The sequence below is a fragment of the Methylobacterium aquaticum genome (genome assembly GCF_016804325.1).
In the GTDB taxonomy this organism is placed as follows: domain Bacteria; phylum Pseudomonadota; class Alphaproteobacteria; order Rhizobiales; family Beijerinckiaceae; genus Methylobacterium; species Methylobacterium aquaticum_C.
This window is the reverse complement of sequence record NZ_CP043627.1, coordinates 6,268,712-6,292,177: the sequence shown is the minus strand read 5'-3', so window position 1 is coordinate 6,292,177 and position 23,466 is coordinate 6,268,712. Positions and strand designations below refer to the sequence as shown.

Below are 23,466 nucleotides of genomic sequence, written 5' to 3'. Positions count from 1 at the left end.
CAGGTCGCTCAGAACAGAAAGTAGCGCTGCGCCATCGGCAGCACCTCGGCGGGCTCGCAGACCAGCAATTCGCCGTCGGCGCGCACGTCGTAGGTCTCGGGATCGACCTCGATCACCGGGGTGGCGTCGTTGTGGATCATGCTCTTCTTCGAGATGCCGCCGCGCACGTTCTCGACCGCGACCATCTGCTTCATCACGCCGAGCTGCTCGCGCAGACCTGCCTCGATCGCGGCCTTCGACACGAAGGTGAGCGCCGTCGAGGCCGGTACCCGGCCGAAGGCGCCGAACATCGGCCGGTAATGCACCGGCTGCGGCGTCGGGATCGAGGCGTTGGGATCGCCCATCGGGGCCGCCGCGATGGCGCCGCCCTTGACGATCAGGTCCGGCTTCACCCCGAAGAAGGCGGGCGACCACAGTACGAGGTCGGCGAGCTTGCCGACCTCCACCGAGCCGATATGGCGCGAGATGCCGTGGGCGATGGCGGGATTGATCGTGTACTTGGCGACGTAGCGCTTGGCGCGGGCATTGTCGTTGCCGGACGAATCGCCCGGGAGCGCGCCGCGCTGGCGCTTCATCTTGTCGGCGGTCTGCCAGGTGCGGATGATCACCTCGCCGACCCGGCCCATCGCCTGGCTGTCCGACGACATCATCGAGAGCGCGCCGATGTCGTGCAGGATGTCCTCGGCGGCGATCGTCTCCTTGCGGATCCGGCTCTCGGCGAAGGCGAGGTCTTCCGGAATCGACGGGTCGAGGTGGTGGCACACCATCAGCATGTCGAGATGTTCGTCGATGGTGTTGCGGGTGAACGGCCGCGTCGGGTTGGTGGAGGAGGGCAGCACGTTCGGCAGCCCCGCCACCTTGATGATGTCCGGCGCGTGGCCGCCGCCCGCTCCTTCCGTGTGGAAGGCGTGGATGGTGCGGCCCTTGAAGGCCGCGATCGTGTCCTCGACGAAGCCCGATTCGTTGAGCGTGTCGGTGTGGATCATCACCTGGATGTCGTGGGCGTCCGCCACCGACAGGCAGCAATCGATCGCCGCCGGCGTGGTGCCCCAATCCTCGTGCAATTTCAGCGCGCAGGCGCCGGCCCGGATCATCTCGACCAAGCTGTCGGGCTTCGAGGCGTTGCCCTTGCCGGCGAACGCCAGGTTCATCGGGAAGGCGTCGGCCGCCTCGATCATCCGGGCGATGTGCCAGGGGCCCGGCGTGCAGGTGGTGGCGAAGGTGCCGTGGGCCGGGCCCGTGCCGCCGCCGAGCATCGTGGTGATGCCGGAATTCAGCGCCTCGTCGATCTGCTGCGGGCAGATGAAGTGGATGTGGCTGTCGAACCCGCCGGCGGTGAGGATCTTGCCCTCGCCGGCGATGACCTCGGTGCCCGGCCCGACCACGATGGTGACGCCGTCCTGGATGTCCGGGTTGCCGGCCTTGCCCAAAGCCGCGATGCGCCCGGCCTTGAGGCCGACATCGCATTTCACGATGCCCCAATGATCCAGCACCACCGCGTTGGTGATAACGGTGTCGACGGCACCGCCGGCATTGCTCGCCTGGCTCTGCCCCATCCCGTCGCGGATCACCTTGCCGCCGCCGAACTTCACCTCCTCGCCGTAGCGGGTGTGGTCCTGCTCGACCTCGATGACGAGGGCGGTGTCGGCGAGGCGGATGCGGTCGCCCTTGGTCGGCCCGAACATCGCCGCGTAGGCGGCGCGGGGGAGGCTGGCGGCTTTCGGGGTGTTGGACATCAGACCGCTCTCCGCGCCGCATCGGCGGATTGATCGAAGATGGATTCGAGGGCCGCATTTGTGCCGCGGCACCCGGCCACGACGCGTTCGGCCCAGGCGACGTAATCGAGGAGCCGTGTGCGATCCCAGTCGTCGGGCGGACTCGACGCGAGGGAGCGCAGGTTGCTGATCTTGTCGGCGATCTTGATCGCCTTGGCATCGGGCGACTTGTGTGGCCCCCGCTCGACCTGAAGGCGCTTGCGCTCCGCCTTGGGCAGCGACTTGTCGTCGGTGACCTCGGTTACGAGGTCGGCGACGACGGGTCCGAAGAGGACCGTGAGTTCCTCGTGGGTCGTGCCGGTATCCTCGATCGAGTCGTGGAGCCAGCCGGCGGCGACCAGCCAGGCATTCGGCGCGTCCGCAGTGTCGGCGAGGAGCGCGGCGACCTCCGCGAGGTGGTTCACGTAAGGCTCCCGCGCGGCACCCTTGCGGCGCTGGTCCGCGTGCCGGCGGGCCGCGAAATCGGCCGCCCGCGCGACGAGCGCGACGTGCTCGCGAAGAACCTTATCGTAGGGGCTCACAGCGCCCCCATCACGTCGCCCCGGAACCCGTACACCGCGCGCCCGCCGCCCATCGGGATCAGCACCACCTCCCGGGTCGAGCCCGGCTCGAAGCGCACGGCCGTGCCGGGTGCGATGTCGAGGCGCTGGCCGCGGGCCTTGTCGCGGTCGAAGCGGAGCGCCGGGTTGACCTCGAAGAAGTGGTAATGCGAGCCGACCTGGATCGGCCGGTCGCCGGTATTGGCGACCTCGATCACCGTGCGGGGCGCGCCTTCGTTGAACACGATCTCGCCGTCCGGCGTCGTCACCTCGCCCGGCACGTCGGCGGCGGGGGTGCCGCGGATCGGGTGGTGGACGGTGACGAGCTTGGTGCCGTCCGGGAAGGTGGCCTCGACCTGGATGTCGTGGATCATCTCGGGCACGCCCTCCATCACCTGGTCGGCGGTGAGGACCTGGGCGCCGAGCCGCATCAGCTCGGCCACGGTGCGGCCGTCGCGGGCGCCCTCGACCACGAAATCGGTGATCAGCGCCACCGCCTCGGGGTGGTTGAGCTTCACGCCCCGGGACAGGCGGTTGCGGGCCACCATGGCCGCCATGGCGACGAGGAGCTTGTCCTTCTCGCGGAGGGTCAGCAGCACGGTCGGGTCTCTCCGGTCAGTGTGGCCCCCATCCTTCGCCGAGGCTTGAGCGCGAGGCAAGATTTGGGAGGCAAGATCCGAGCCGTCACGTCTGCCACACCCGCGGCAGCGGCCGGCCGCGAAACCCTTCGAGGATCCGCGCGGCGGCGAGGCGCAGGGGGCCGATCTCCCGGCCGAGCAGGCGCAGCACCAGCATCCCGTTCCAGGCGCTCGCCCCGGCCTCGACCGACAGGGCCTCGCAGCCCGACGCCGCGATCAGCTCGCGAACCTGGTCGAGGCGGCTCTCCGCATCGGGGCCGAGGTGCAGCAGGGTCGCCATGGCGCGGGCGCCGCCGGCCACCGCGCGCTTCCCCAGCGTCTCGGCGATGTCGGCCTCCAGCCGGAACGTGTCGGCGTAGACGAGCCGCCCGGCGCGGCGAAGGCGCCAGGAATCGGTCAGCGCGCCGTCCCGCATCACCTCGCCCTTCGCGGCGCGGCCGAAGACCAGGGCCTCGAACAGGGTGAGGCGCGCGTCCAGGGCGATCTCGGCGGAGAAGCTCCGGGCGAGGCGGGCGCCGTCGAACAGGATCGTCTCCTGCGGCAGCCAGGCCAGGGCGGCCTGCGCGTCCAGGGTGAGCGCCACGTCGAGCCGCGTCACCGGCCCGTCGGACCGGTAGATCTTCTCCGCCGCCGTGGTGGTGAGGACGAGGTCGGACCCCGGACCGAGCCGCGCCTCGACCGTGAACCGGTCGCCGCAGGCGATGCCGCCGGCGCTGTTGAGCAGGACGGCCTCCATCGGCGCGATCCTGCCGGGCCCATGTTCCGGCCGCGGCAGGCGCAGGCGCAGCGGCCCGGATTCGGCGAGGTCGGTGGTCCGCGTGGCGCCGCCCGGCATCCGCGCCACGCTGAGCGCGACGTGTCCGATCGAGCGCTGGCGGCGGAGGGCGTCGGGAAGGGAAGATTGCTGCATCACAGGCCCGGAGGCGGGCGCGGACGGCCCTTTCCGCCCCGCTTAGACCGCGCCGGCTGCCCGTCAGGCAAGCCCCTACGCGGTGCTTCGGTCAGCGGCCGATGCCGATCGATGCTCAGCGAAGGTGCGCGCCGAATGGCTCGAAGCCGCTTAAAGTCGCCGTCGCTCACGCGGAGGACGCGCCATGTCATCTGACCAAAAGTCATCTGATGCCCTCTCGTCGGAGGGCACCTGCCGGGTCGTGCGCCCTGGCTCGACAATCGTCGGCAAGCAGGCGCTGACCTACGCGCCGGCGGTCTCGGCCGAATCGGTCGGATCGCAGGGGCTGCACATGCAGCTCGTCACTCTGCCGCCGGGCGCACGGGCGAAGGCCCACCTGCACGAGGCGCACGAGACGGCGCTCCACGTGCTCTCGGGGGTCGCCGGCACCTGGTACGGTCCCCGGCTGGAGCACCACCTGTGGAGCCGGGCCGGCGATTTCGTCTACATCCCGGCCGGGGTGCCGCACCTGCCCTACAATGCCAGCCGCACCGAGACCTGCACGGCGGTGATCGCCCGCACCGACCCGAACGAGCAGGAGAGCGTGGTGCTGCTGCCGGACCTGGATGGTCTACGGCCGCCGGAGGGGGACGTGATGGCGTAGGGCCGGCCGCAGGCGACCGGCCCGCGGGCTCACATCGCCGTCGGCCGCCCGGCCGCCACCACCAGCAGCTTCCCATCACCCAGCGTCCGGGCCGCCGCGCGGCGGATGTCGGCTTGCGTCACCGCGCCGATCAGGCCGTTGCGGCGCGAGATGTAGTCGATGCCGAGACCCTCGAAGGCGATCTGGACCAGCTGGTGGGCGATCTTGGTCGAGGTGTCGAAGCCGAGCGCGTAGGAGCCGGTGAGGTAGTCCTTGGCCTTCTGCAACTCGTCGTCGTCGGGGCCGTCGCTCGTCAGGCGGGCGATCTCGTCGGCGATCACCGTCAGGCACTCGGCGACGCGCTCGTTCTTGGTCGCGGTGTAGCCCCAGGTCATTGAGGCGGCGCGGTGGCTCACCAGCGAGGTGCCCACGGAATAGGCAAGGCCGCGCTTCTCGCGCACCTCCTGGAACAGCCGTGAGGTGAAGGCGCCGCCGCCCAGAATGTGGTTGAGCACGTAGGCCGGGATGAAGTCGGGATCGCGCCACGGCACGCCGTCGGTGCCGAAGCGCAGGACCGATTGCGGCACGTCGAGATCGACGACGATGCGCCGGCCGAGGCCCGTGATCCTGGTCGCCGGCACCACGGTCAGGTCGCCGCCCTCCGGCAGGGCGCCGAAGGCGGCATCGAGGGCGCGCAACAGCGCTTCCTCGTCGATCGCGCCGACGGCAGCCACCTTGACCCGGCCGCGGGCGATGAGCCGGCGATGCATCGCCACGAGGTCGTCGCGGGTGATCGACGACACGCTCTCGATCGTGCCCGACGAGGGCCGGCCGTAGGGGTGTCCCGGATAGGCCTCGGAGAAGAAGCGGCGCGAGGCCATCACGCCGGGGTCGTTCTGCTGGTAGCGCAGGCCGGCGAGCATCTGGGCCCGCACCCGCTCGATCGCCGCCTGGTCGAAGCGCGGCTGGGCGAGCGCCAGGGCGAGCAGCTCGATCGCCTCGTCGGCGTGCTTGACCAGCATCTTGAGCGAGCCGCCGATGGCGTCCGGCCCGGCATGGAAGCTCAGCTCGATGGCGCGGGCGGCGAGCCGCTCCTGGAAGGCGTCGGAATCGTGCGGCCCGGCGCCCTCGTCGAGGAGGCGGGCGAGCATCTGGGCGGTGCCGGCCTTGCCCTCGGGATCCTGCGCGGCGCCGCCCTCGAAGGTGAAGGCCAGCGCGATCAGCGGGACGACCGGCGACGGCACGTGCCAGGCCTCGATGCCGCGGGCCGAGAGGACGGGGCGCGCCTGGGTCGGCGACGAGGACGAGGCGGCGACAGTGCGGGAGACGGCGTCGGCCGGGGTCATGAGGACCTCTTGTTATCTCGGACAAAAAGACGGTCCGCCCGGCGGCCGGCAGAGGCCCCGGGCGGTCATAAGGATCGGGATCAGGCCGCCGCCGGGCCCTTGATCAGGTAGCCGGTGACCGAGCGGGCCGGCACCAGGTAGCGCTCGGCGACCGCCGCGAGGCGCGGGGCCTGCACCGACTCGATCTCGGAGGGCCAGCGCCGCACCTCCTCGATGCTCTCGCCGATGGCGAGCGCCGAGCCGAAGATGCGGGCGAGCGAGGACTGGCTGTCGGAGGAATAGACCGTCTCGGCGACGAGGCGGGTCTTCGCCCGCTCGATCGCGGTGGCGGACAGGGCCTCGGAGGGGGCGCGGGCGAGCGCCCGGTCGAGGGCTTCCTCCAGCTTCTCCAGGCTCACGCCCTCCGCCGGCACGGCGTAGACCGAGAAGCGGGTGTCGTCGATCGCCGAGCCCATGTACCAGGCGCCGGCATTCACCGCGACGCCCTGCTCCAGCACCAGGCTGCGGTAGAGGTAGGAGGTCGGCCCGCCGCCCAGAACCTCGGCCAGCAACTCCAGGGCGTGGCTCTCGCCATCGCGGGCGGTCACGCAGGAGGGGGTGAGGTAGAGGCGCTGCAGGGTCGGCTGCTCGACCTTCGGGTCGGCGACGCTCAGGCGCCGCGCGGCGCGGGGCTCCGGCTCCCGCGGCCGCACCCGCTGCGGCCGGGCGCCGCGTGGCGCCACCACGCCGTAGGTGTCGTCGGCCAGCCGCCGGACCTCGTCGGCAGTGACGTCGCCGGCCACCACCAGGATGGCGTTCTCCGGGGTGTAGAAGCGGCGGTAATAGTCGAGGGCGTGGGTGCGGTTCAGCTCCTCGATCTCGTGCATCCAGCCGATGATCGGGATGCCGTAGGGGTGATGGACGAACAGCGAGGCCGCCATCGCCTCGGAGAGCTGGGCCGCCGGGTCGGTCTCGACCCGCATCCGGCGCTCCTCCAGCACCACGTCGCGCTCGGGGGCCACCACGGCGTCGTCGAGGATCAGGCCGGTCATCCGGTCCGCCTCGAAGCTCATCATGGTCTTGAGGTTCTCGCGCGCCACGCGCTGGAAATAGGCGGTGTAGTCGAACGACGTGAAGGCGTTCTCCTGGCCCCCTAAGCTCGACACCGCCTTCGAGAAGGCGCCGACCGGATGGGTCTCGGTGCCCTTGAACATCAGGTGCTCGAGGAAGTGGGCGATGCCGGACTGGCCGAGCGGATCGTCGGCCGAGCCGTTGCGGTACCACACCATGTGGGTGACGACGGGGGCGCGGTGGTCGGGCACCACCACCACGTCGAGGCCGTTGTCGAGCACGAAGGACGCCACTTCGGGACCGCCCGCCTCCGCTCGGCCGAAGGGCGCCGCGTCGGTGCGCAGGGTGGCGCTGACGGGGCAGACGAGGCCGGGGGCGGGGCGCATCCTGACTGGGGGCATCCTGATCTACCTTAGCCGGGCGGCCGGGGGGCCACCCGTGTTGGATCGTGAACCGGCTCACTTAAGAGAGGCTTGCGGCTCATGCGAGTCACGGGCCAGCGGGGCGTCCGAGCCGGCCGGCGGGCCAGCCACCGGGGTCGCTGGCCGTTAGAGACCCTGTTCTAGAGCATTTTGTGGCAGGGGGGACCCGAGAACTGCGGAGAAATGCGCTCGACGCAGATCGGACCCGTTATGGTCCAGTTTAAACCTGAACGGACATTCATCGGAAGCTTGACCCTCCCGCGGCCGAGGCGGTCCTTGGGGCAATCCGGCCCGGATTCCTGCGGACCGGTCGGGTCTCGACCAGCGAAAACCCCGGGCCGCCTTGGCGGCCCGGGGTCTGGAACTCACGACGATCTCGGAAAAGTTACTGGCGCGAGCGCAGATAGGCGCCGGGATCGGCCTGCTCGCGGTCGCTGATCATCGCGTTCGGGCCGCGCTCGGTGCGGGCGAGCTTGCCGTTCGGCGGCTTGCGGTAGCCGGTCGGCGGCTCGGTCAGCGTGTCGCGGGAGGGCTCGACGTCGGGGAGGTTGGGGTCCTCGTCCTTCTTGCCGGCCAGCAGCTGCATCGGATTGAGCCAGAACGATTCCTTGACGTTGTCGCCGGGCTTGTAGGTCGGCTCCGTCGTCACGCTGGCGCCCTCGCGCCGGCCGCTCCGCATCTCCTGGATCGGCAGGGTGGCGTTGTTGTCGCTCATCCGGCCGCCATAGCCGCGGGTGATCGGCTTGCGGTCCTCGGCGGCGCGGCGCTCGCGGGCGCTGGTCTCCGGGTCGGTGGGCCATTGCGGGTTGGCCTCGCGCACGGCGCGGCGGTCGACTGGCGGCGGCAGGGCGGCCTTGTCCATGTGCGGCGGCAGCACCAGGGGGGCGCGCTCGCGATAGGTGATGGTCGGCCGCTGGGGCTCGATCAGGCCGATCGACGACAGGGCGTTCTTCATCGCGACGCCCTCCTGGGCGTGCGCGCCGGCCGAGACCGCGAGGCCGGCCACCGTCACCGCGGCGAATATCGTGCGCTTGTCGAGCATGCTGGCCCCTGCCTGTTCCGCCCCATGATTTACCAGCTTGGGTGGTGGCGGTTTCGGGCGAAGGTATGGCGTGGCCGTATCGGGCTGCAATGCCGGCAACCGGCGTTGCAGCCACGACACACAGGCAGTTTCAGGTCCGCTCGCCGGTTGCCGGGGTGCGTCGGCGCTCCAGCACCAGCCCGTCATAGAGGAGCCCGACCACCCCGAAGACGATGCCGGCATCCGCCACGTTGAACACGTACCAGGACCAGGCGCCGGCATGCAGGTGGACGAAGTCGAACACCGCCCCGTAGGCCGCCCGGTCGATGGCGTTGCCGATCGCCCCGCCGACGATCATGCCCAAGGAGCCGGCGAGCCAGCGGCTGCCGGCCCGCGCCATCCACACCGACAGCGCGACCGAGGCCACCAGCGACACGCCCACCAGGACCCAGCGCCCGAGCGCCGAATCCTGCTGGAACAGCCCGTAGGAGACGCCGCGGTTCCACACCACGATCAGCTGCGCGAAGGGCGCGAGCACCACCGGCTCGCGCACCGGCAGGTCGGCGACGAAGAGCAGGCCGAGCTTCGTCGCCTGGTCGAGGACCAGGGTGACGAGCGCGACCAGCAGCCCGAAGGGGAGGGGACGCATGATTGTTCCTCGCCCTGTCCCTGCCCCCTTACTCGGCGGCCTTGGCGTGGAGCGCGTCCCACTCGCGCAGGGCCTGCGCGTCGCGGGGCGTCACGTCCGGGTAGTCCGGATCGCTGCCGACGCTGTCCAGCACCTTCCACGAGCGGGCGCATTTGCGCCCTTGCGCCAGGGCCGGCACCACCGCGACGCCCTTCACCTCATCGAGTCGGAAGGCCTCGGCCGGACCCTCGCCGGCCTCGACCGCGATCCGTGAGGTGATGCACACCTCCGCGAAGTCGACGCCGTCCAGGCTCGCCAGCAGGTCGGGATCGGCGACGAACACCGTCGGCGCCGCCTCCAGGCTCGCGCCGATGCGCTTGCCCGCGCGCTCGATCTCGAGCGCACCCGTCACCACCCGGCGCACCCGGCGGATCTTGGCCCAGCGCTTGGCCAGCGCCTCGTCGCGCCAGGAGGCCGGGGTCTCCGGCAGGGTCTCGGTATGGACCGAAGCGGTCTCGGAGGGGGTGCGCGCGAGCCAGGCCTCCTCCGCCGTGAAGGCCAGCACCGGGGCGAGCCAGACCGTGACCCGCTTGAACACCTCGTCGACCACGGTGAGCGCGGCCCGCCGGGTCTGCGACGAGATCGGGTCGCAGTAGAGCGCGTCCTTGCGCACGTCGAAGTAGAACGACGACAGGTCGCCGGTCATGAAGCCGTTGAGCAAGGCCACCACCCGCTTCGTATCGAAGGTGCGGAAGGCGTCGCGGATCTCGCTGTCCAGCTCGGCCAGCCGATGCAGGATGAAGCGCTCCAGCTCCGGCATGTCCTCGAGAGCGACGCGGTCCTCGGGCCGGTGATGGGCGAGCGTGCCCAGCATCCAGCGCAGCGAGTTGCGCAGCTTGCGGTAGGTCTCCGAGAAGGTCTTGATGATCTCCGGGCCGATGCGCAGGTCGTCGGTATAGTCCGACGCCGCCACCCACAGGCGCAGGATGTCGGCGCCCGAGCCCTTGATCACGTCCTGCGGCGCGACGACGTTGCCCTTCGACTTCGACATCTTCTCGCCCTTGGGGTCGAGGACGAAGCCGTGGGTCAGCACCACGTCGTAGGGCGCGCGGTCGCGGGTGCCGCAGGATTCGAGCAGCGAGGAATGGAACCAGCCGCGATGCTGGTCCGAGCCCTCGAGATACATCACCGTGTCGTCACCGCCGTCGCGGCGGCGGCGGATGCCGGCGAGACCCGGAAACTCCGTCGGATCGTCGAGGGTGAAGGCGTGGGTCGAGCCGGAATCGAACCACACGTCGAGGACGTCGGTCACCTTCTCGTAGGCCGCCGGGTCGTGCTCGGGGGCGAGGAACCGGGCGCCGTCGGCGTCGGTGAACCAGGCATCCGCCCCCTCCGCCGCGAAGGCGGCGTGGATGCGCGCGTTCACCGTCTCGTCGCGCAGGATCTCGCCGGTCTCGCGGTGGACGAAGACCGTGATCGGCACGCCCCAGGCGCGCTGGCGCGACACCACCCAGTCCGGGCGGTTGGCGATCATGCCGGTGATGCGGTTCTGGCCTTGCGGCGGCACCCACTGGGTGACGGCGATCTCGCGGAGCGCCACGTCGCGCAAGGTGGCGCCGTTCAGCGTCTCGACCGGCTTGTCGAGGGCGATGAACCATTGCGGCGTGTTGCGGAAGATGACCGGCTTCTTCGAGCGCCAGGAATGCGGGTAGCTGTGCTTGAGCGTGCCGCGGCCGACCAGCGTCCCGGCGGCGGTGAGCGCCGCGATCACCGCCTTGTTGGCGTTGCCCTTCTGGCCCTTCTCGTCGAGCACGCGGGTGCCGGTGAGGCCGGGGGCGGCCTCGGTCAGCACGCCGTCGGCATCGACCGTGTAGGGGATCGCCGTCTCGATGCCGCGCTCACGCAAGCTGCGGCCGTTCGCCATCCAGACCTCGAAATCCTCGCGGCCGTGGCTGGGCGCGGTGTGGACGAAGCCGGTGCCGGCGTCGTCGGTGACGTGCTCGCCCTCTAACATCGGCACGGCGTGGGCGTAGCCGTCGTTCCAGGCGGCGAGCGGATGCGCCAGCGTCACGCCGGCGAGGTCGTCGGCGGAAACGTCGCTCAGTCGCTCGAAGGATTCGACGCGCGCGGCCTTGAAGACGTCGCCCGCCAGTTTGTCAGCAACAACGTAACGAACACCAGGTTGAGACCAGTTCTCTTGAGGAGCAGCAACGACACGATACAGTCCGTAAGACACTTTTTTGGAATAGGCGACGGCCCGGTTGGCCGGGATCGTCCACGGGGTGGTGGTCCAGATGACGACGCGGGCGCCCTGCAAGTCGGGGGCCGTCTTCGACTCGACGACCGGGAAGGCGGCCCAGATCGTGTCGCTGACGTGGTCCTCGTACTCGACCTCGGCCTCGGCGAGCGCGGTCTTCTCGACCACCGACCACATCACCGGCTTCGAGCCGCGATAGAGCTGGCCGGTGGTGGCGAAGGTCATCAGCTCGCGGGCGATCGCGGCCTCGGCCGGATAGGCCATGGTCAGGTAGGGATGGTCCCAGTCGCCGGTGACGCCGAGGCGCTTGAACTCCTCGCGCTGCACCGAGAGCCAGTGCTCGGCGAAGGTCCGGCACTCGCGCCGGAACTCGACCACCGGCACCTCGTCCTTGTTGCGGCCGGCGGCGCGGTACTGCTCCTCGATCTTCCACTCGATCGGCAGGCCGTGGCAGTCCCAGCCCGGGACGTAGTTGGCATCGTGCCCGAGCGACCCTTGCGTGCGGACGACGATGTCCTTCAGGATCTTGTTGAGCGCCGTGCCGATATGGATGTGGCCGTTGGCATAGGGCGGGCCGTCATGCAGCACGAATTTCGGCCGGCCGGCGGCCGCCTCGCGGATGCGGGCATAGAGATTCGTGCGCGCCCAGCGCTCCAGGATCTCCGGCTCGCGCTGCGGCAGGCCGGCCCGCATCGGGAACTCGGTGACCGGCAGGAACAGGGTCTCGGAATAGTCGCGCCCGGCGGCGGCGGATTTGGGCTCGGTCATGGGGTCAAAGGCTCGTCTGGGGCGCGGACGCGCAGCCCGTTGAGGGAATCGCAGCGGCGAAACGGCAGCAACCCGGCCTTCCGCGCGGCCGCGAGCGGCCCTCAGGCGGAAGCCGGGCTCGTAATTCGCCGGATGGCGACGCAGCGCGGGTGCGATTCGGTCATCCGGCGCTTCTAGCAGCGGCGGGCGGACGGGGGAAGCGGGGTGATGAGGTTAGGCTGGCCCACTTCCATCGGCAGAGAGTGCGCGATCATGCTGTCGCTGCGTCAGCCTCGGCCATTCCGCCGCCCGGCACGAAGAGAGAATTTCCTTTGCCATCGCCTGCAAAGCCAGCATTATGACTACAGTGGTCATGGAGCGGCAGATGCAGGAAATTCAGCTGCGAGATGCAAAAGCGACGTTGTCCGCGGTCATCGATCGCGCCCGCCAGGGCGAACCCTCGGTGATCACCCGGCATGGCCGACCCGAAGCCGTCTTGCTGAGCTATGAGGAGTGGCAGCGTCTGTCGCAGGTCCCCTCGTTCGGCCGGATGCTCATGTCTGCGCCGTTGGAGGAGGACGATCTACCTCCGCGCGTGGGCGGATTGCGGGATGTCGAGTTCTAGCGCGTGTATCTCGTCGATACCAATGTCGTCTCTGCCGGCGCCCCGACCAATGTCGCCACCGCGTCTGGCCTCGTCGCCTGGATGGACCGCACCAGTGCCAGCCTGTATCTCTCGGTCATCACCATCGCCGAGATTGAGGCCGGCATTGCGAAGTGCCGCAGGCAGGGTGCGCACCGCAAGGCCGACCGACTGGTGGAGTGGCTGACAATTCTGCTGCACCTCTACGGTACACGGATCGTGCCGATCGATCTCGACGTGGCGCGGCACATCGCCCGTCTGATCGACCTGACGCGCGAGCAGGGCCGCGAGCCCGATCTGGCGGATCTCGCCATCGCCGCGACGGCTCTATGCCACGGCTGGACAGTGCTGACCCGCAACCTCCGACATTTCAACCCGCTGGGTGTGCCGGCGCTCGATCCCTTCGCGGCGCTGCCAGCCGATCCACCGAGGCAGACGCTCGATCACTGATCGCCGTTGACCCGCACTCATCGCGCCGAAACCCACCCGGGAGCCCACGACAGCGTCCCCGCCTCCACCAGCACCATCACGCCGATCCCGATCAAGACGAACGGCGTCGCCACCCGGCCGATCCGGCGGATCGGGGCGCCCAGGGCGGGATGATGCACGAGCCAATGGGCGAGGCCGAGCCAGAGCGCGACCATGGCGGCGAAGACGGCGACGATCAGGAGGAGGCGCGGGCCCGATGCGGTGGCGAAGACCGGCGTGTAGATGCCGATATTGTCGCCGCCATTGGCAACGGTGACGGCGGCGACCGCCAGCACGGTGCCGAGCCCGGCAGGCTCGCCCGGCGCTTCGTCCTCGGCGCCGGAGCGCAGGGCGAGGAGACGGGACGAGCCCAGCGCGATCGGCACCAGACCCGTGAGTCCGAGCCAGGCCGGAGTCACCACCAGGGACAGGAGCGCACCGGCGAGCGAGGCCAGGACCAGGGCGGCGAGGCCGAGGACCTGACCGATGGCGATCTGGCGCGGGCGGTAGCGCGAATCGGAGAAGAAGCCGATCAACACGAAGAGATCGTCGAGATTGGTCGAGGCAAACAGCGTGATCGCCAGGCCGAGATCGGAGAGAAGGGCGATCATCGTCCGGGTCGATCCACTGGAACGAGGCGCGGGGTGGCGCGGTTGACCCAGGACTTCATCGAATCCGGAGCGTCGCCATGCGGATCCTGCTCCCCGCCCTCGCGCTCGCCGCGCTCCTCGCCACCCCCGCTCTCGCCCGCGAGCCGCGCACGCCGCCGCGGCCGGTGCCGGAGGACATCGACGCTACAGGATCCGTTACGCCGACCGATCCGCTGCTGATCCCAGACGAGGAGCGCGGCCCGACGCGGCGGATGAAGCGTCCGCGCGAGCAGAGCCCCGACACCGAGGCGCCGATCCGCGAATTCATTCCGGAATAGTCCGCGCCCTCACCCCGGGCCGGTCACCCCAGCATCGAGGGCGTGCAATCCTCGGCGAGCCTCCGCTTCGCCTCGGCGGCGTCCGCATGCATCTGCACCACCAGGGCGTCCGCGCTGTCGAACCGCGCCTCGCCGCGGATGAAGCCGACGAACTCGACCGCGATGCGCTGGCCGTAGAGATCGCCGGAGAAGTCGAACAGATAGGTCTCGAGGAGCGGCGCGCCGTCGTCGAAGGTCGGCCGGCGGCCGTAGCTCGCCACGCCGTCGCGGATGCCGCCATCGGCCAGCCGGACCCGGACCGCGTAGATGCCGTGGGCGAGCGCGCAGGCGTCGAGCGCGACGTTGGCGGTCGGGAAGCCGAGGGTGCGGCCGCGCTTGTCGCCGTGGCGCACCTCGCCCTCGACGAACCAGCGGTAGCCCAGCAGGTGGTTGGCGGTGGCGATGTCGCCGGCCTCCAGGGCCGCGCGGATCGCGCTCGACGAGACCGGCGCCTCGCCGCCGCCCGCCGCCACCGCCGGGACGATCCGACAGGCGAGGCCGTTCTCGGCGCAGAGCGCCTCCAGCATCGCCGGCGTGCCCTCGCGGCCGCGGCCGAAATGGAAATCGTGGCCGATCACGACGCCCGACAGGCCAAGCTCGCCCTTCAGGGTGTCGGCCACGAAGGCGGCGGCTCCGGTCCCGGCGAGGCCCGCGTCGAACCGGCGCACGAAGGCGCCGTCGATGCCGAGCCGGCGCAGCACCGCCAGCTTCTCGCCCTCGCCGGTGAGGCGGAACATCGCCGTCTCGGGAGAGAAGAAGGCGCGGGGATGCGGCTCGAAGGTGACGACGGCGCTCGGCCGCCCGCGCGAGGCCGCCATCTCCCGCACCGCCGCGATCAGCGCACGGTGGCCCTGGTGAATGCCGTCGAAATTGCCGAGCGCCGCGACCGCGCCGCGCAAGGAGTCCGGCACCGGCTCGCCGTCGCGATGGACCGGGAAGGGCGACACGACGGGGCGCGGGGCAGTCTCGTCGCGCGGCATCAAGGGTCCTTGGATAAGGAGGCAGGGGCTCTGTCGAAGGCGGCCGGACCCTGTCGAAATCCGCCCCGTGGGTCAAGCCGCACCCGCGCGAGGCGCGGGGCGCCGGCAAGAGATCAGGAGAGGCGCAGGACGCGGTCGTGGGACGGTCGAAGGCGGGTCGAACCGCGTGCCGGCGGGTTAACCGCTTCTCAAGGGGGGTGGATGTACAAGCCTAGACCAGAAGCGCCACCCGGCGCTTCCCCTGATGATCCAAGCGGGGTTCGTCGCGCACGGGGATGCGTCGCGCCCGCGAACGGAGCCGTAAGCCATGGCACTCGACCTCGGCATGCCGATCCTCGTCGTGGATGATTACCAGACGATGGTCCGCATCATCCGCAACCTGCTGAAGCAGCTCGGCTTCGAAGACGTCGACGATGCCTCCGACGGCACCGGCGCCCTCGCGAAGCTGAAGAACAAGAAGTACGGTCTCGTCATCTCCGACTGGAACATGGAGCCGATGACCGGTTACGAGCTGCTGCGCCACGTCCGGGCCGACGACGCCCTGCGCACCACGCCGTTCATCATGGTCACCGCCGAGTCGAAGACCGAGAACGTCATCGCCGCGAAGAAGGCTGGCGTGAACAACTACATCGTGAAGCCGTTCAACGCCCAGACGCTGAAGACCAAGATCGAGGCGGTCTGCGGCGCGTGATCCTGCCGGCTCGGTGACGGGGCGGCATCTCTCGGGCGCGGGATCGGGCGGCCAGGTCCGGTGGGCCTGCCGCGCATCCCGCGCCGGATCGCCGGGCTTCCATACCGGTGCGAGGGGGCCTGAATGCAGAAGACCCACACCCGGAGCGCCACCCGGGACATCCGATCCGAGAACAACCCACGCGCGGGGAGGGATCACATGCTCAGGCATATGACGGCGGGGCCGCGATCCGCTCTCAACCGGCTGCTCGGAGGCCAGGGATCCGGAGGTCAAGCGCCCGTGGCTCGCGCGACCAAGGCCGAACCGGCGGACAAGACGATCCCGGTGAGCGAGCTGCTCGAGATCGCCGACTACATCACCAAGCTCAAGCGGGGCATCGCGGCGTTGCGCGCCCAGGAGCTGACCCGCGACCGCATCCCGATGGCGCATGACGAGCTCGGCAGCGTCGTCGCCGCCACCGCGAGCGCCACCAACCGGATCATGGAATCGGCCGAGGCGATGATGGCCATCGAGGCCAAGACCCTCCCCGAGTACCGCCGCCAGGTCGAGGCGCATGTCGGCGACATCTTCGAGGCCTGCACCTTCCAGGACATTACCGGCCAGCGCATCTCGAAGGTCGTGGAGGCCCTGGGCCAGCTCGAGAAGCGCCTGTCGCAGTTCTCCACCGTGGTGAACGTGCGCGACGGCGAGGCCGAGCACGACCCGGAGGAGGCCCGCCGCAAGGCCCGCGCCGAGCGGCTCCTGCTCAATGGCCCGCAGCTCAAGGGCCCGGCGACCCCGCAGGACGCGATCGACGCCCTGTTCTCCTGACGGCCCGTCGACCGAGGGGCCAAACCGGGATGCGGATTGGCGCGCCCCGGTCTTTCGCCGTCGCTACCAGCGCAGCAGGTCGATCACGCCGTCCGGATGCACGGTCTGCGCTTCGAGCCAGTGGGCGATGTCGCCGATCGGCGCGCCCGCCGCGACGCCGAGTTCTTCGGCATGGATGCCGCGCGCCACCAGCAGCGAGGCGACGCCGAAGGCCCGGGCGCCGGTGATGTCGGTGCGGATCGCGTCGCCGATGGCGAGCACCCGCTCGCGGGGGAGGGGAGCGCCGCCGTCGAGGCCTTCCGCCGTCGCGAGCGCCGCCTCGTAGACCGGGACGTGCGGCTTGCCGGCATAGACTACCGCGCCGCCCATCTCCTCGTAGAGCGCCGCGACGGCGCCCGCGCATTGGATCAGCCGCTTGCCGCGCTCGACCACGAGATCGGGATTGGCGCAGATCAGGGTCACGCCGCGGGCGGCCCAGGGCTCGAGCACGGCGCGGTAATCCGCCGCCGTCTCGACCTCGTCGTCGAGGAGGCCGGTGACGACGACGTGGGCGGCGTCCTCCGGCCCGCCGCGGGCGAGGTCGAGCCCGTCGAAGATCGGCAGGTCGCGGTCGGGCCCGAGATGATGCACCGGCGCCGCCGCCCGCTCCGCCAGCAGCCGGCGGGTGAGGTCGCCCGAGGTGACGATGGCGTCGTAGGCGGTGCGCGGCACGCCGAACCCGTCGAGCAGCCCCTGCACCGAATGCCCCGGCCGCGGCGCGTTCGAGAGCAGCACCACCCGGCGCGGGCGGGGCCCCGGCAGGGCGCGGAATCGCGTCAGCGCCTCGCCCGCACCCCGGTGGGCGTGCATGCCGTCATGCAGCACGCCCCAGATGTCGCACAGGATCAGGTCGAAGCCGGACGCGACGTCGGCGATCCCGTCCAGGATCGCGACCTCGCCCGGATGCGCTGCGCGGATCATCTCGGCCATCTCGCCCGCCTCGCTCGTGCTGCATCGCAGCAGACAATTCCCCCGGACCTAAAGGCGGATCGTCCCGAACGCAACGCCCTGCACGGATTTGCCTGAAATCGTTTACAGGATCGCCATCCGGTCGACGTCGACGAGGCCGCGATCGGTGATCTTCAGGTGCGGGATCACCGGCAGCGGCAGGAAGGCGACCTGCAGGAACGGCTCGGGCAGGGTGCAGCCGAGCCGGCGGGCGGCCTCGCGCAGGGGCGGCAGGGCGTCGCGCACCACCTCGAAGGTCCAGTCGCTCATCAGCCCGGCGATCGGCAGCGCCAGTTCGGCCAGGATGCCGGTCTCGTCCGCCACCACGAAGCCGCCCTGCAGGTCGATCAGGCGGTCGATCGCCCGCGCCATGGCGGCCGGATCGGCGCCGACGACGCAGAGATTGTGGCTGTCATGCCCGACCGAGGAGGCGATGGCGCCGCGGGTGAGCCCGAAGCCCCGCACCAGGCCGCGCCCGATGCTGCGCGTGCCGTGGCGCGCCACCACCGCCACCATCGCCACGTCCTGGGTCGGATCCGGCACGCCGGCCAGCGTCAGGCGCAGGTGCTCGGTGATGATCCGGCCCGGCACCACGCCGATCACCGAGGTTTCGCCCAGGGGGGCCGGCACGGCGAGGTCGGCGGCGGTCACCGGCTCCGCCCGCACGCTGTCGCGGCCCGGGGGTGGCGTGATGCTGCGGGTGGAAAACAGGGCCTCGTCGACGAGGCGGCCGGCCGAGAATACGGCGGAGACCGTGCAGGCCTCCAGATCGTCGAGGAGCACGATGTCGGCCCGCTTGCCCGGCGCGATCATGCCGCGGTCGGCGAGCCCGAAGGCGCCGGCCGCGCTGAGCGAGGCGGCGCGGTAGGCGGCCAAAGGCGGCACGCCAAGCCGAATCGCGGTGCGGATCAGGTGGTCGAGATGGCCTTCCTCGGCGATGTCGAGGGGATTGCGGTCGTCGGTGCAGAAGGCGAGGAACGGCGCCGTCCGCTCGGTGAGGAGGGGGGCCAGGGCGTGCAGGTCCTTCGAGACCGAGCCCTCGCGGATCAGCACGGTCATGCCCTTGCGGATCTTCTCCAGCGCCTCCTCGGCGCTCGTCGCCTCGTGGTCGGTGCGGATGCCGGCGGCCGCGTAGGCGTTGAGCGCATTCCCCGACAGGAGCGGGGCGTGACCGTCGACATGGCGCCCGGCGAAGGCCGCGAGCTTGGCCATGCAGCCGGGATCGGTCGCGACCACGCCGGGGAAGTTCATGAACTCGGCCAGGCCGAGCGACCGGGGATGGTCGCGATAGGCCGCGAGATCGTCCGCCTCGATCCGCGCGCCGGAGGTCTCGAGGTCGGTCGCCGGCACGCAGGAGGAGAGCTGGACCCGGATGTCCATGATCGTCTCGCCCGAGGCGGCGAGCGCGTAGTCGAAGGCGGCCTTGCCGAGCACGTTGGCGAGTTCGTGCGGGTCCCAGATCACTGTCGTGACCCCGTGCGGCAGCACGCAGCGGTCGAATTCGTGCGGGGTGATCAGCGAGGATTCGATGTGGAGATGGGTGTCGATGAAGCCCGGGACGGCGATGCGCCCCTCCGCCTCGATCACCCGGGCGCCCTCGTAGCGGCCATAGGTCCCCACCACCGTGTCGCCGCAGACCGCGATGTCGGTCTCCACCAGCTCGCCGGTGACGAGGTCGAGGAGGCGGGCGCCGCGAATCACCAGGTCGGCGGGTTCGCGGCCCGCGCCTTGGGCGATCCGGCGGGCGATGAGATCCGACATCGGGGGCCTTTTTTGCTGAAAGGGTCCCCGATGCTAGGCGGAAGGAACGGTCGCCGCTACCGCTTCGTCACCCGTCAGACGGCTCTGCGCAGCACATCCCGGAAGGCGCGGCGCACCGGCGGCTGCGGGTCGTCGGCCGGCGGGGTCGGCTCGGGCTCGGGGGCGGGCGGGGCGGGGGGCGAGAGCACCTCGGGCCGCACCACGCGGGGCGGCGAGAACACCGTGCCCTGCGCCAGGGGCAGGTCGAGGTCGATCAGGTCGGGCACGTCGGTCTCGCGCTCGACATCCTCCGCCACCAGCCGGATCCCCGACCGGGCGAGCCCGAGGGCGACCGCCGCGCCGTGCTCGCTCAGCAGCATCTCGACGCCGACCTTGGCGTAGCTCGCCCCGCAGGAGGCCAGGGCCGCGGCGTCGACGCGCGGATCCTCGACCCGGTCGACGGCGAGCCCGATCCGGTCGCGCAGGGAGCGGAGCGCACTCGCCTGCTCGGCGTCGAGGCTGCGCCAGCTGCGCTGCGGCAGGGCCAGGATCAGCCGGCCGGCGAGTTCGGGATGCAGGTCGATCAGGCGGCCGACCGCCCGCAGGAAGCCCGGCTCGAACAGCGAGCCCGGCGACAGGGCGTAGGCCACCGGCGTCTCGCTGCCGCGGGAGGCGAGGTGCTGGCCGATCGCCGTCACCCGGGCGAGCATCAGCCGGTCGAGCTCGGTGGTGCGGCCGTGCCGCTCCAGCACCCGCACGAAGTCTGGCGGGGACAGGAGGGCCTCGCCGACGCGCAGGCGCGCCAGGGCCTCGTAGAACGCTACCTTGCGCTGCGGCAGGCTGACGATCGGCTGCAGGTAGACCTCGAGGCCGTCGGTCAGGGCGGCGAGGATCTCGGCCTCCGGCCGGGCCTCGGGGGCGGGCTCGGGCACGAAGGCCCGGCGCTGCGCCGGAACCACGTCCCGCGGCAGGATCGGGTCGGAGGCCCAGGGGGCCGACGCCGGCATGGACGTCGGGCTCGGGACGGGCGAGGGGGCGGGCTCGGCCTGCCAGGACGGCGCGGCCTGCGGCGAGCGCGGCGCCGCCGGCGGGGGCGTGAAGGACGGGGCCGCGGCATGGGGCTGCGGCATCGGGACCGCCCCATAGGGAGCCGCCGGCGGATACGGGACGGAGGCGGCCTGTGCCGGCGCGGCCTGCATCGGCGGCGGAGGCTGCATCGCCCGGGGGCCTGCGGGGCCTGCATCACCGGTGGGGCCTGCATCGCCTGCGGGGCCTGGGCCTGGGCCGGTGCGACGGGCGGCAATCCGGCGGACGGCCCGTCCTTGAGGCGGATCAGGTCCTCGTCCTGGGCCGCCACCGCCATGGCGAGTTCGCGCACGATGCCGCCGAGGAGGCCGATCTCGGCCGTGACCTCGGACAGGCCGCTCTCCAGGTTCGCCACCGGCGCGGCCGGCGCCTCCCGCTGCTCCAGGGTCAGCAGGCGGCGCGACAGCCCGTCGATCTCAGCCGACAGCGTCTCGACCTGGCGGGCGAGGCGAGCGGCGCGGCGCCAGGCCAGGGCGGTCGCCAGGCCCCCGAGGCCCGCCGCCGCCAGCGCCGCGCCGGCCACGGCCCCCAGCAGGGGCGCGGACAGGAAGGCGACGGCGAGACAGATCCCGCTCGCCAGGAGGATGGAGAGACTGAGGGCAATCCGGCCCACCGACCACCCGCCGGCGCGCCGGCCGGTGACGAGGGCCATCGCGATTCCTCTTACGCGTCGAGGACAGGCCGGGTTCCGCGAAATCCAGCTTCCCCGGTTGTCGCCGAGGTGCCGAATACCCGCAAGACGCCGCCTCGGGCTGCCCACGGATTTCGCGGGACCCTTGTCCGGAATGCCGCAATACCCGAGATGGCTTGCGCGGCCCTGGTGCGTCGCAGCGGAAGGGAGAGTCAAGATGACGGATCGGTCCGGCGAACGGATGGAGCTGCTGATGAAGGTCGAGGGGATGACCTGCCAGGGCTGCGTCGCGGCGGTGACGAAGGCGGTCCAGCGCCTCGACCCGGCGGCGCAGGTGAGCGTGGACCTCCCGGCGGGCCGGGTCGCGATCGTCACCGACGCCCAGGCCCTCGAGGTGGCCCAGGCCCTCGGCCGCGCCGGGTACGAGGCGGAGGCCATGACCGGGTAAGGTCGTGCCCGCGCCGAAGGGATCGGGGGACAAGATTCCCGGGCTCGGCGCGCTCTAACGTTCGTTTAAGCCGGCTCTGCGAGGGTTTGGTCAGTTCGCAGTGTAGGGGCGCCGGGGCCGCGAGGTCTCCCGCGCTGGCGTGGCGGTGTGCGTATCAACAGTGCCTTTGCGTCCCTGATCGATGCCCGGCTGACGGGGCTCGTCCACGACTCGGTCGCGGGCGACCCGGCCGAGCGGTCCCGCCACGAGCGGTTCCTGATCTCCCGGCTCGCCACCGGTGCCGTGCTGATGGCGATGCTGCCGCCCTATCTCCTCTGGCGCGGCGTTCCGACGCTGGTCGAGGCGGCGGTGGCCGCCTGCCTGGTGCTCCCGGTGATTGCCGCCCTGCTGCTGGCGCGCACCGGGAACCTCACGCTCGCCCACGGCCTGTCCTCGGCGGCGCTCACCGGGCTCATCGTCTGCCTGGCGAGCCTCACCGGCGGGCCGGCCTCGGCGGCCGCGATCTGGCTGGTGATGATCCCGGTCGAGGCCCTGCTCGCCGGCTCGTACCGCGCCGCCCTGGCGGCGGCCGTCCTCGCGGCCTTGGGCGCGCTGGCGGTGGCGGTGATCGAGCCGGTTCCGGCTTCGGGCCTCTTCGCCTGGTCGGCGGCGCTGGCGATGCCGGTCTTCGCCCTCACGGCGATCTGCCACGTGCTGGCGCTCTCCGTCGAGCATTGCCGCCGCGAGGGGCGCTGGAGCGACCGGCTGAACGCCGCCTCCTTGCGCGACGCGCTGCTCCTCGACGCCATCGACGACCTCGTGACCTGGCACGACCGCAACGGCAGCGTGCTCCAGGCGAGCACCGCCGCCCGCTCGCTCGCCGGGACGGTGCCGGATGCGCTCGAAGGCCGCGGCCTGTTCAACCGCGTCCACGTCTCCGACCGGCCGGCCTTCCTGACGGCGCTGAGCGCCGCCGCCGGCCAGGCCCAGCCGGTGACGGTGCAGTTCCGCCTGCACGCCGCCGGCGCGGCGGGCGAGGCCGGCCGGGTGATCTGGGCCGAGATGCGGGCCCACCGCGTGCCGGACGCGATGCGGCCGGCGGCCGGCGAGGCCGCCGTGGTGGCGGTGACCCGCGACGTCTCGGAGCACAAGCGCCGGGCGGAGGAACTCGATCAGGCGCGCGCCGTCGCCGAGCGCGCCGACGAGGTGAAGAGCCGCTTCCTCGCCACCGTGAGCCACGAGCTGCGCACGCCGCTCAACGCCATCATCGGCTTCTCGGAGATGCTGGAGGCCGAATCGACCCTGGCGCTCGGCCCCGAGCGGCGGCAGGAATATGCCGGCATCATCCATTCCTCCGGCCGGCACCTGCTCGAGGTGGTGAACGGCCTCCTCGACATGTCGCGGATCCAGAGCGGCAACTTCGACTACGCGCCCGAGCCGTTCGACCTCGGTGGCCTCGCCCGCGGCGTTTGCGACCTGATGCAGATCCGCGCCGACCAGGGCGGCGTGCGCCTGCGGCGCGAGATCCCCGCCGACCTGCCGGAGGTCACCGCCGATGCCCGCGCCTGCCGGCAGATGCTGATCAACCTCCTGTCGAACGCCGTGAAGTTCACGCCGCGCGGCGGCGAGGTGGTGCTGTCGGTGCGCCGGGTGTTCGACCGGGTCGAGATGGCGGTGGTCGATACCGGCATCGGCATCGCCGAGGCCGACCTGCCGCGCCTCGGCAACCCGTTCTTCCAGGCCGGGCTGGGTGCCGGCGCGGCCTATGGCCGCCCGCACGAGGGCACGGGCCTGGGACTCTCGGTGGTGCGCGGCCTCGTCGGCCTGCATCACGGCGAACTCGCCGTCGAGAGCAGCCCGGCCTGCGGCACGCGGGTCGTCGTCACCCTGCCGCTCGATTGCCGCGGCGGCCGTGCCGCCAATCCGGGCGAACCGGTGCCGATCCGCACCGGTGCCCTTGCCCGCGGCGTCGTCGACGAGGCGCCCGCCACCCTGCGGCTGACGGGCTGACGTGACCGATCAGCCCACGACCCGTCCCTCCCTGGTCCGCACCAAGGGGGGGACATCGACAGGTGACCGAT

23 protein-coding genes are annotated in these 23,466 nt (G+C 71.3%); 9 read left to right on the top strand and 14 right to left on the bottom strand.

Features of this window, described 5'->3' with window-relative positions; all coding sequences use genetic code 11:
• Positions 1-8: 8 nt before the first annotated feature.
• The 4 genes from ureC to F1D61_RS28980 form a co-directional block, all read right to left on the bottom strand.
• Positions 9-1,736 carry an urease subunit alpha gene (ureC, locus tag F1D61_RS28995; RefSeq protein ID WP_203155504.1) on the bottom strand — a complete coding sequence of 576 codons (1,728 nt, stop codon included), beginning with the start codon at positions 1,734-1,736 and terminating at the stop codon, positions 9-11.
• Positions 1,736-2,296 (bottom strand): HD domain-containing protein, encoded by a 561-nt coding sequence (locus tag F1D61_RS28990; protein ID WP_203155502.1) that lies wholly within the window; start codon positions 2,294-2,296, stop codon positions 1,736-1,738. Before F1D61_RS28990 ends, ureC begins: the two co-directional genes overlap by 1 nt.
• Positions 2,293-2,913 (bottom strand): urease subunit gamma, encoded by a 621-nt coding sequence (locus F1D61_RS28985; RefSeq protein ID WP_203155499.1) that lies wholly within the window; start codon positions 2,911-2,913, stop codon positions 2,293-2,295. Before F1D61_RS28985 ends, F1D61_RS28990 begins: the two co-directional genes overlap by 4 nt.
• 85 nt (positions 2,914-2,998) lie before the next feature.
• Positions 2,999-3,862 carry an urease accessory protein UreD gene (locus F1D61_RS28980; RefSeq protein WP_203155497.1) on the bottom strand — a complete coding sequence of 288 codons (864 nt, stop codon included), beginning with the start codon at positions 3,860-3,862 and terminating at the stop codon, positions 2,999-3,001.
• Between the two features lie 184 nt (positions 3,863-4,046).
• Between F1D61_RS28980 and F1D61_RS28975 the strand changes: the two genes are divergently transcribed.
• Positions 4,047-4,505 carry a cupin domain-containing protein gene (locus tag F1D61_RS28975; RefSeq protein ID WP_203155496.1) on the top strand — a complete coding sequence of 153 codons (459 nt, stop codon included), beginning with the start codon at positions 4,047-4,049 and terminating at the stop codon, positions 4,503-4,505.
• Between the two features lie 29 nt (positions 4,506-4,534).
• On the opposite strand, the gene F1D61_RS28970 is transcribed toward F1D61_RS28975, so the two are convergent.
• The 5 genes from F1D61_RS28970 to ileS all read right to left on the bottom strand — a co-directional run bounded on the left by F1D61_RS28970 (position 4,535) and on the right by ileS (position 11,976).
• Positions 4,535-5,830 carry a M16 family metallopeptidase gene (locus F1D61_RS28970; RefSeq protein ID WP_203155494.1) on the bottom strand — a complete coding sequence of 432 codons (1,296 nt, stop codon included), beginning with the start codon at positions 5,828-5,830 and terminating at the stop codon, positions 4,535-4,537.
• An 80-nt stretch (positions 5,831-5,910) separates the two neighbouring features.
• A complete protein-coding gene (locus F1D61_RS28965; protein ID WP_203155492.1) occupies positions 5,911-7,266 on the bottom strand; it encodes a M16 family metallopeptidase in 1,356 nt (451 codons plus the stop codon).
• 421 nt (positions 7,267-7,687) lie between these two features.
• On the bottom strand, positions 7,688-8,344 hold the full coding sequence (locus F1D61_RS28960; RefSeq protein ID WP_203155490.1) for a hypothetical protein: 657 nt from the start codon (positions 8,342-8,344) through the stop codon (positions 7,688-7,690).
• Positions 8,345-8,474: 130 nt separating this feature from the next.
• Positions 8,475-8,972, bottom strand: coding sequence for a signal peptidase II (lspA, locus tag F1D61_RS28955; protein WP_203155488.1), 498 nt, complete (start codon positions 8,970-8,972; stop codon positions 8,475-8,477).
• Positions 8,973-9,000: 28 nt separating this feature from the next.
• Positions 9,001-11,976 (bottom strand): isoleucine--tRNA ligase, encoded by a 2,976-nt coding sequence (gene ileS / locus F1D61_RS28950; protein ID WP_203155487.1) that lies wholly within the window; start codon positions 11,974-11,976, stop codon positions 9,001-9,003.
• A 364-nt stretch (positions 11,977-12,340) separates the two neighbouring features.
• On the opposite strand from ileS, the gene F1D61_RS28945 reads away from it, so the two are divergent.
• Together F1D61_RS28945 and F1D61_RS28940 are read left to right on the top strand one after the other, a co-directional pair.
• A complete protein-coding gene (locus F1D61_RS28945) occupies positions 12,341-12,580 on the top strand; it encodes a type II toxin-antitoxin system Phd/YefM family antitoxin (protein ID WP_203155485.1) in 240 nt (79 codons plus the stop codon).
• Between the two features lie 3 nt (positions 12,581-12,583).
• Positions 12,584-13,048 (top strand): type II toxin-antitoxin system VapC family toxin, encoded by a 465-nt coding sequence (locus tag F1D61_RS28940; protein ID WP_203155483.1) that lies wholly within the window; start codon positions 12,584-12,586, stop codon positions 13,046-13,048.
• A 17-nt stretch (positions 13,049-13,065) separates the two neighbouring features.
• Here the strand turns inward: F1D61_RS28940 and F1D61_RS28935 are convergent, their stop codons facing one another.
• Positions 13,066-13,677, bottom strand: a complete 612-nt coding sequence (locus F1D61_RS28935; RefSeq protein WP_203155481.1) for a cadmium resistance transporter — start codon at positions 13,675-13,677, stop codon at positions 13,066-13,068.
• Positions 13,678-13,754: 77 nt separating this feature from the next.
• Between F1D61_RS28935 and F1D61_RS28930 the strand changes: the two genes are divergently transcribed.
• Entirely contained in the window at positions 13,755-13,994 is a 240-nt protein-coding gene (locus tag F1D61_RS28930; RefSeq protein WP_203155479.1) for a hypothetical protein, read from the top strand.
• A gap of 23 nt (positions 13,995-14,017) precedes the next feature.
• Here F1D61_RS28930 and F1D61_RS28925 read toward each other — a convergent pair whose 3' ends face one another.
• Positions 14,018-15,013 carry a bifunctional riboflavin kinase/FAD synthetase gene (locus tag F1D61_RS28925; RefSeq protein ID WP_203155477.1) on the bottom strand — a complete coding sequence of 332 codons (996 nt, stop codon included), beginning with the start codon at positions 15,011-15,013 and terminating at the stop codon, positions 14,018-14,020.
• A gap of 307 nt (positions 15,014-15,320) precedes the next feature.
• On the opposite strand from F1D61_RS28925, the gene F1D61_RS28920 reads away from it, so the two are divergent.
• A complete protein-coding gene (locus F1D61_RS28920) occupies positions 15,321-15,704 on the top strand; it encodes a response regulator (protein ID WP_203155475.1) in 384 nt (127 codons plus the stop codon).
• 279 nt (positions 15,705-15,983) lie between these two features.
• On the top strand, positions 15,984-16,514 hold the full coding sequence (locus F1D61_RS28915; protein ID WP_246775592.1) for a protein phosphatase CheZ: 531 nt from the start codon (positions 15,984-15,986) through the stop codon (positions 16,512-16,514).
• A 63-nt stretch (positions 16,515-16,577) separates the two neighbouring features.
• On the opposite strand, the gene F1D61_RS28910 is transcribed toward F1D61_RS28915, so the two are convergent.
• From F1D61_RS28910 to F1D61_RS28900, 3 genes are all read right to left on the bottom strand, one after another.
• Positions 16,578-17,483: a TIGR01459 family HAD-type hydrolase gene (locus tag F1D61_RS28910; RefSeq protein WP_203155473.1), complete on the bottom strand. Its 906-nt coding sequence runs from the start codon at positions 17,481-17,483 to the stop codon at positions 16,578-16,580.
• A gap of 102 nt (positions 17,484-17,585) precedes the next feature.
• A complete protein-coding gene (gene ade / locus F1D61_RS28905; protein WP_203155470.1) occupies positions 17,586-19,262 on the bottom strand; it encodes an adenine deaminase in 1,677 nt (558 codons plus the stop codon).
• A 74-nt stretch (positions 19,263-19,336) separates the two neighbouring features.
• Positions 19,337-20,248 (bottom strand): EAL domain-containing protein, encoded by a 912-nt coding sequence (locus tag F1D61_RS28900; protein WP_348649402.1) that lies wholly within the window; start codon positions 20,246-20,248, stop codon positions 19,337-19,339.
• Between F1D61_RS28900 and F1D61_RS34550 the strand changes: the two genes are divergently transcribed.
• From F1D61_RS34550 to F1D61_RS28890, 3 genes are all read left to right on the top strand, one after another.
• Positions 20,247-20,387: a hypothetical protein gene (locus tag F1D61_RS34550; protein WP_246775591.1), complete on the top strand. Its 141-nt coding sequence runs from the start codon at positions 20,247-20,249 to the stop codon at positions 20,385-20,387. The genes F1D61_RS28900 and F1D61_RS34550 overlap by 2 nt on opposite strands.
• A 788-nt stretch (positions 20,388-21,175) precedes the next feature.
• Positions 21,176-21,406, top strand: coding sequence for a heavy-metal-associated domain-containing protein (locus F1D61_RS28895; RefSeq protein WP_246775590.1), 231 nt, complete (start codon positions 21,176-21,178; stop codon positions 21,404-21,406).
• 147 nt (positions 21,407-21,553) lie between these two features.
• Positions 21,554-23,395, top strand: a complete 1,842-nt coding sequence (locus F1D61_RS28890) for a sensor histidine kinase (RefSeq protein WP_203155466.1) — start codon at positions 21,554-21,556, stop codon at positions 23,393-23,395.
• Positions 23,396-23,466: the final 71 nt, after the last annotated feature.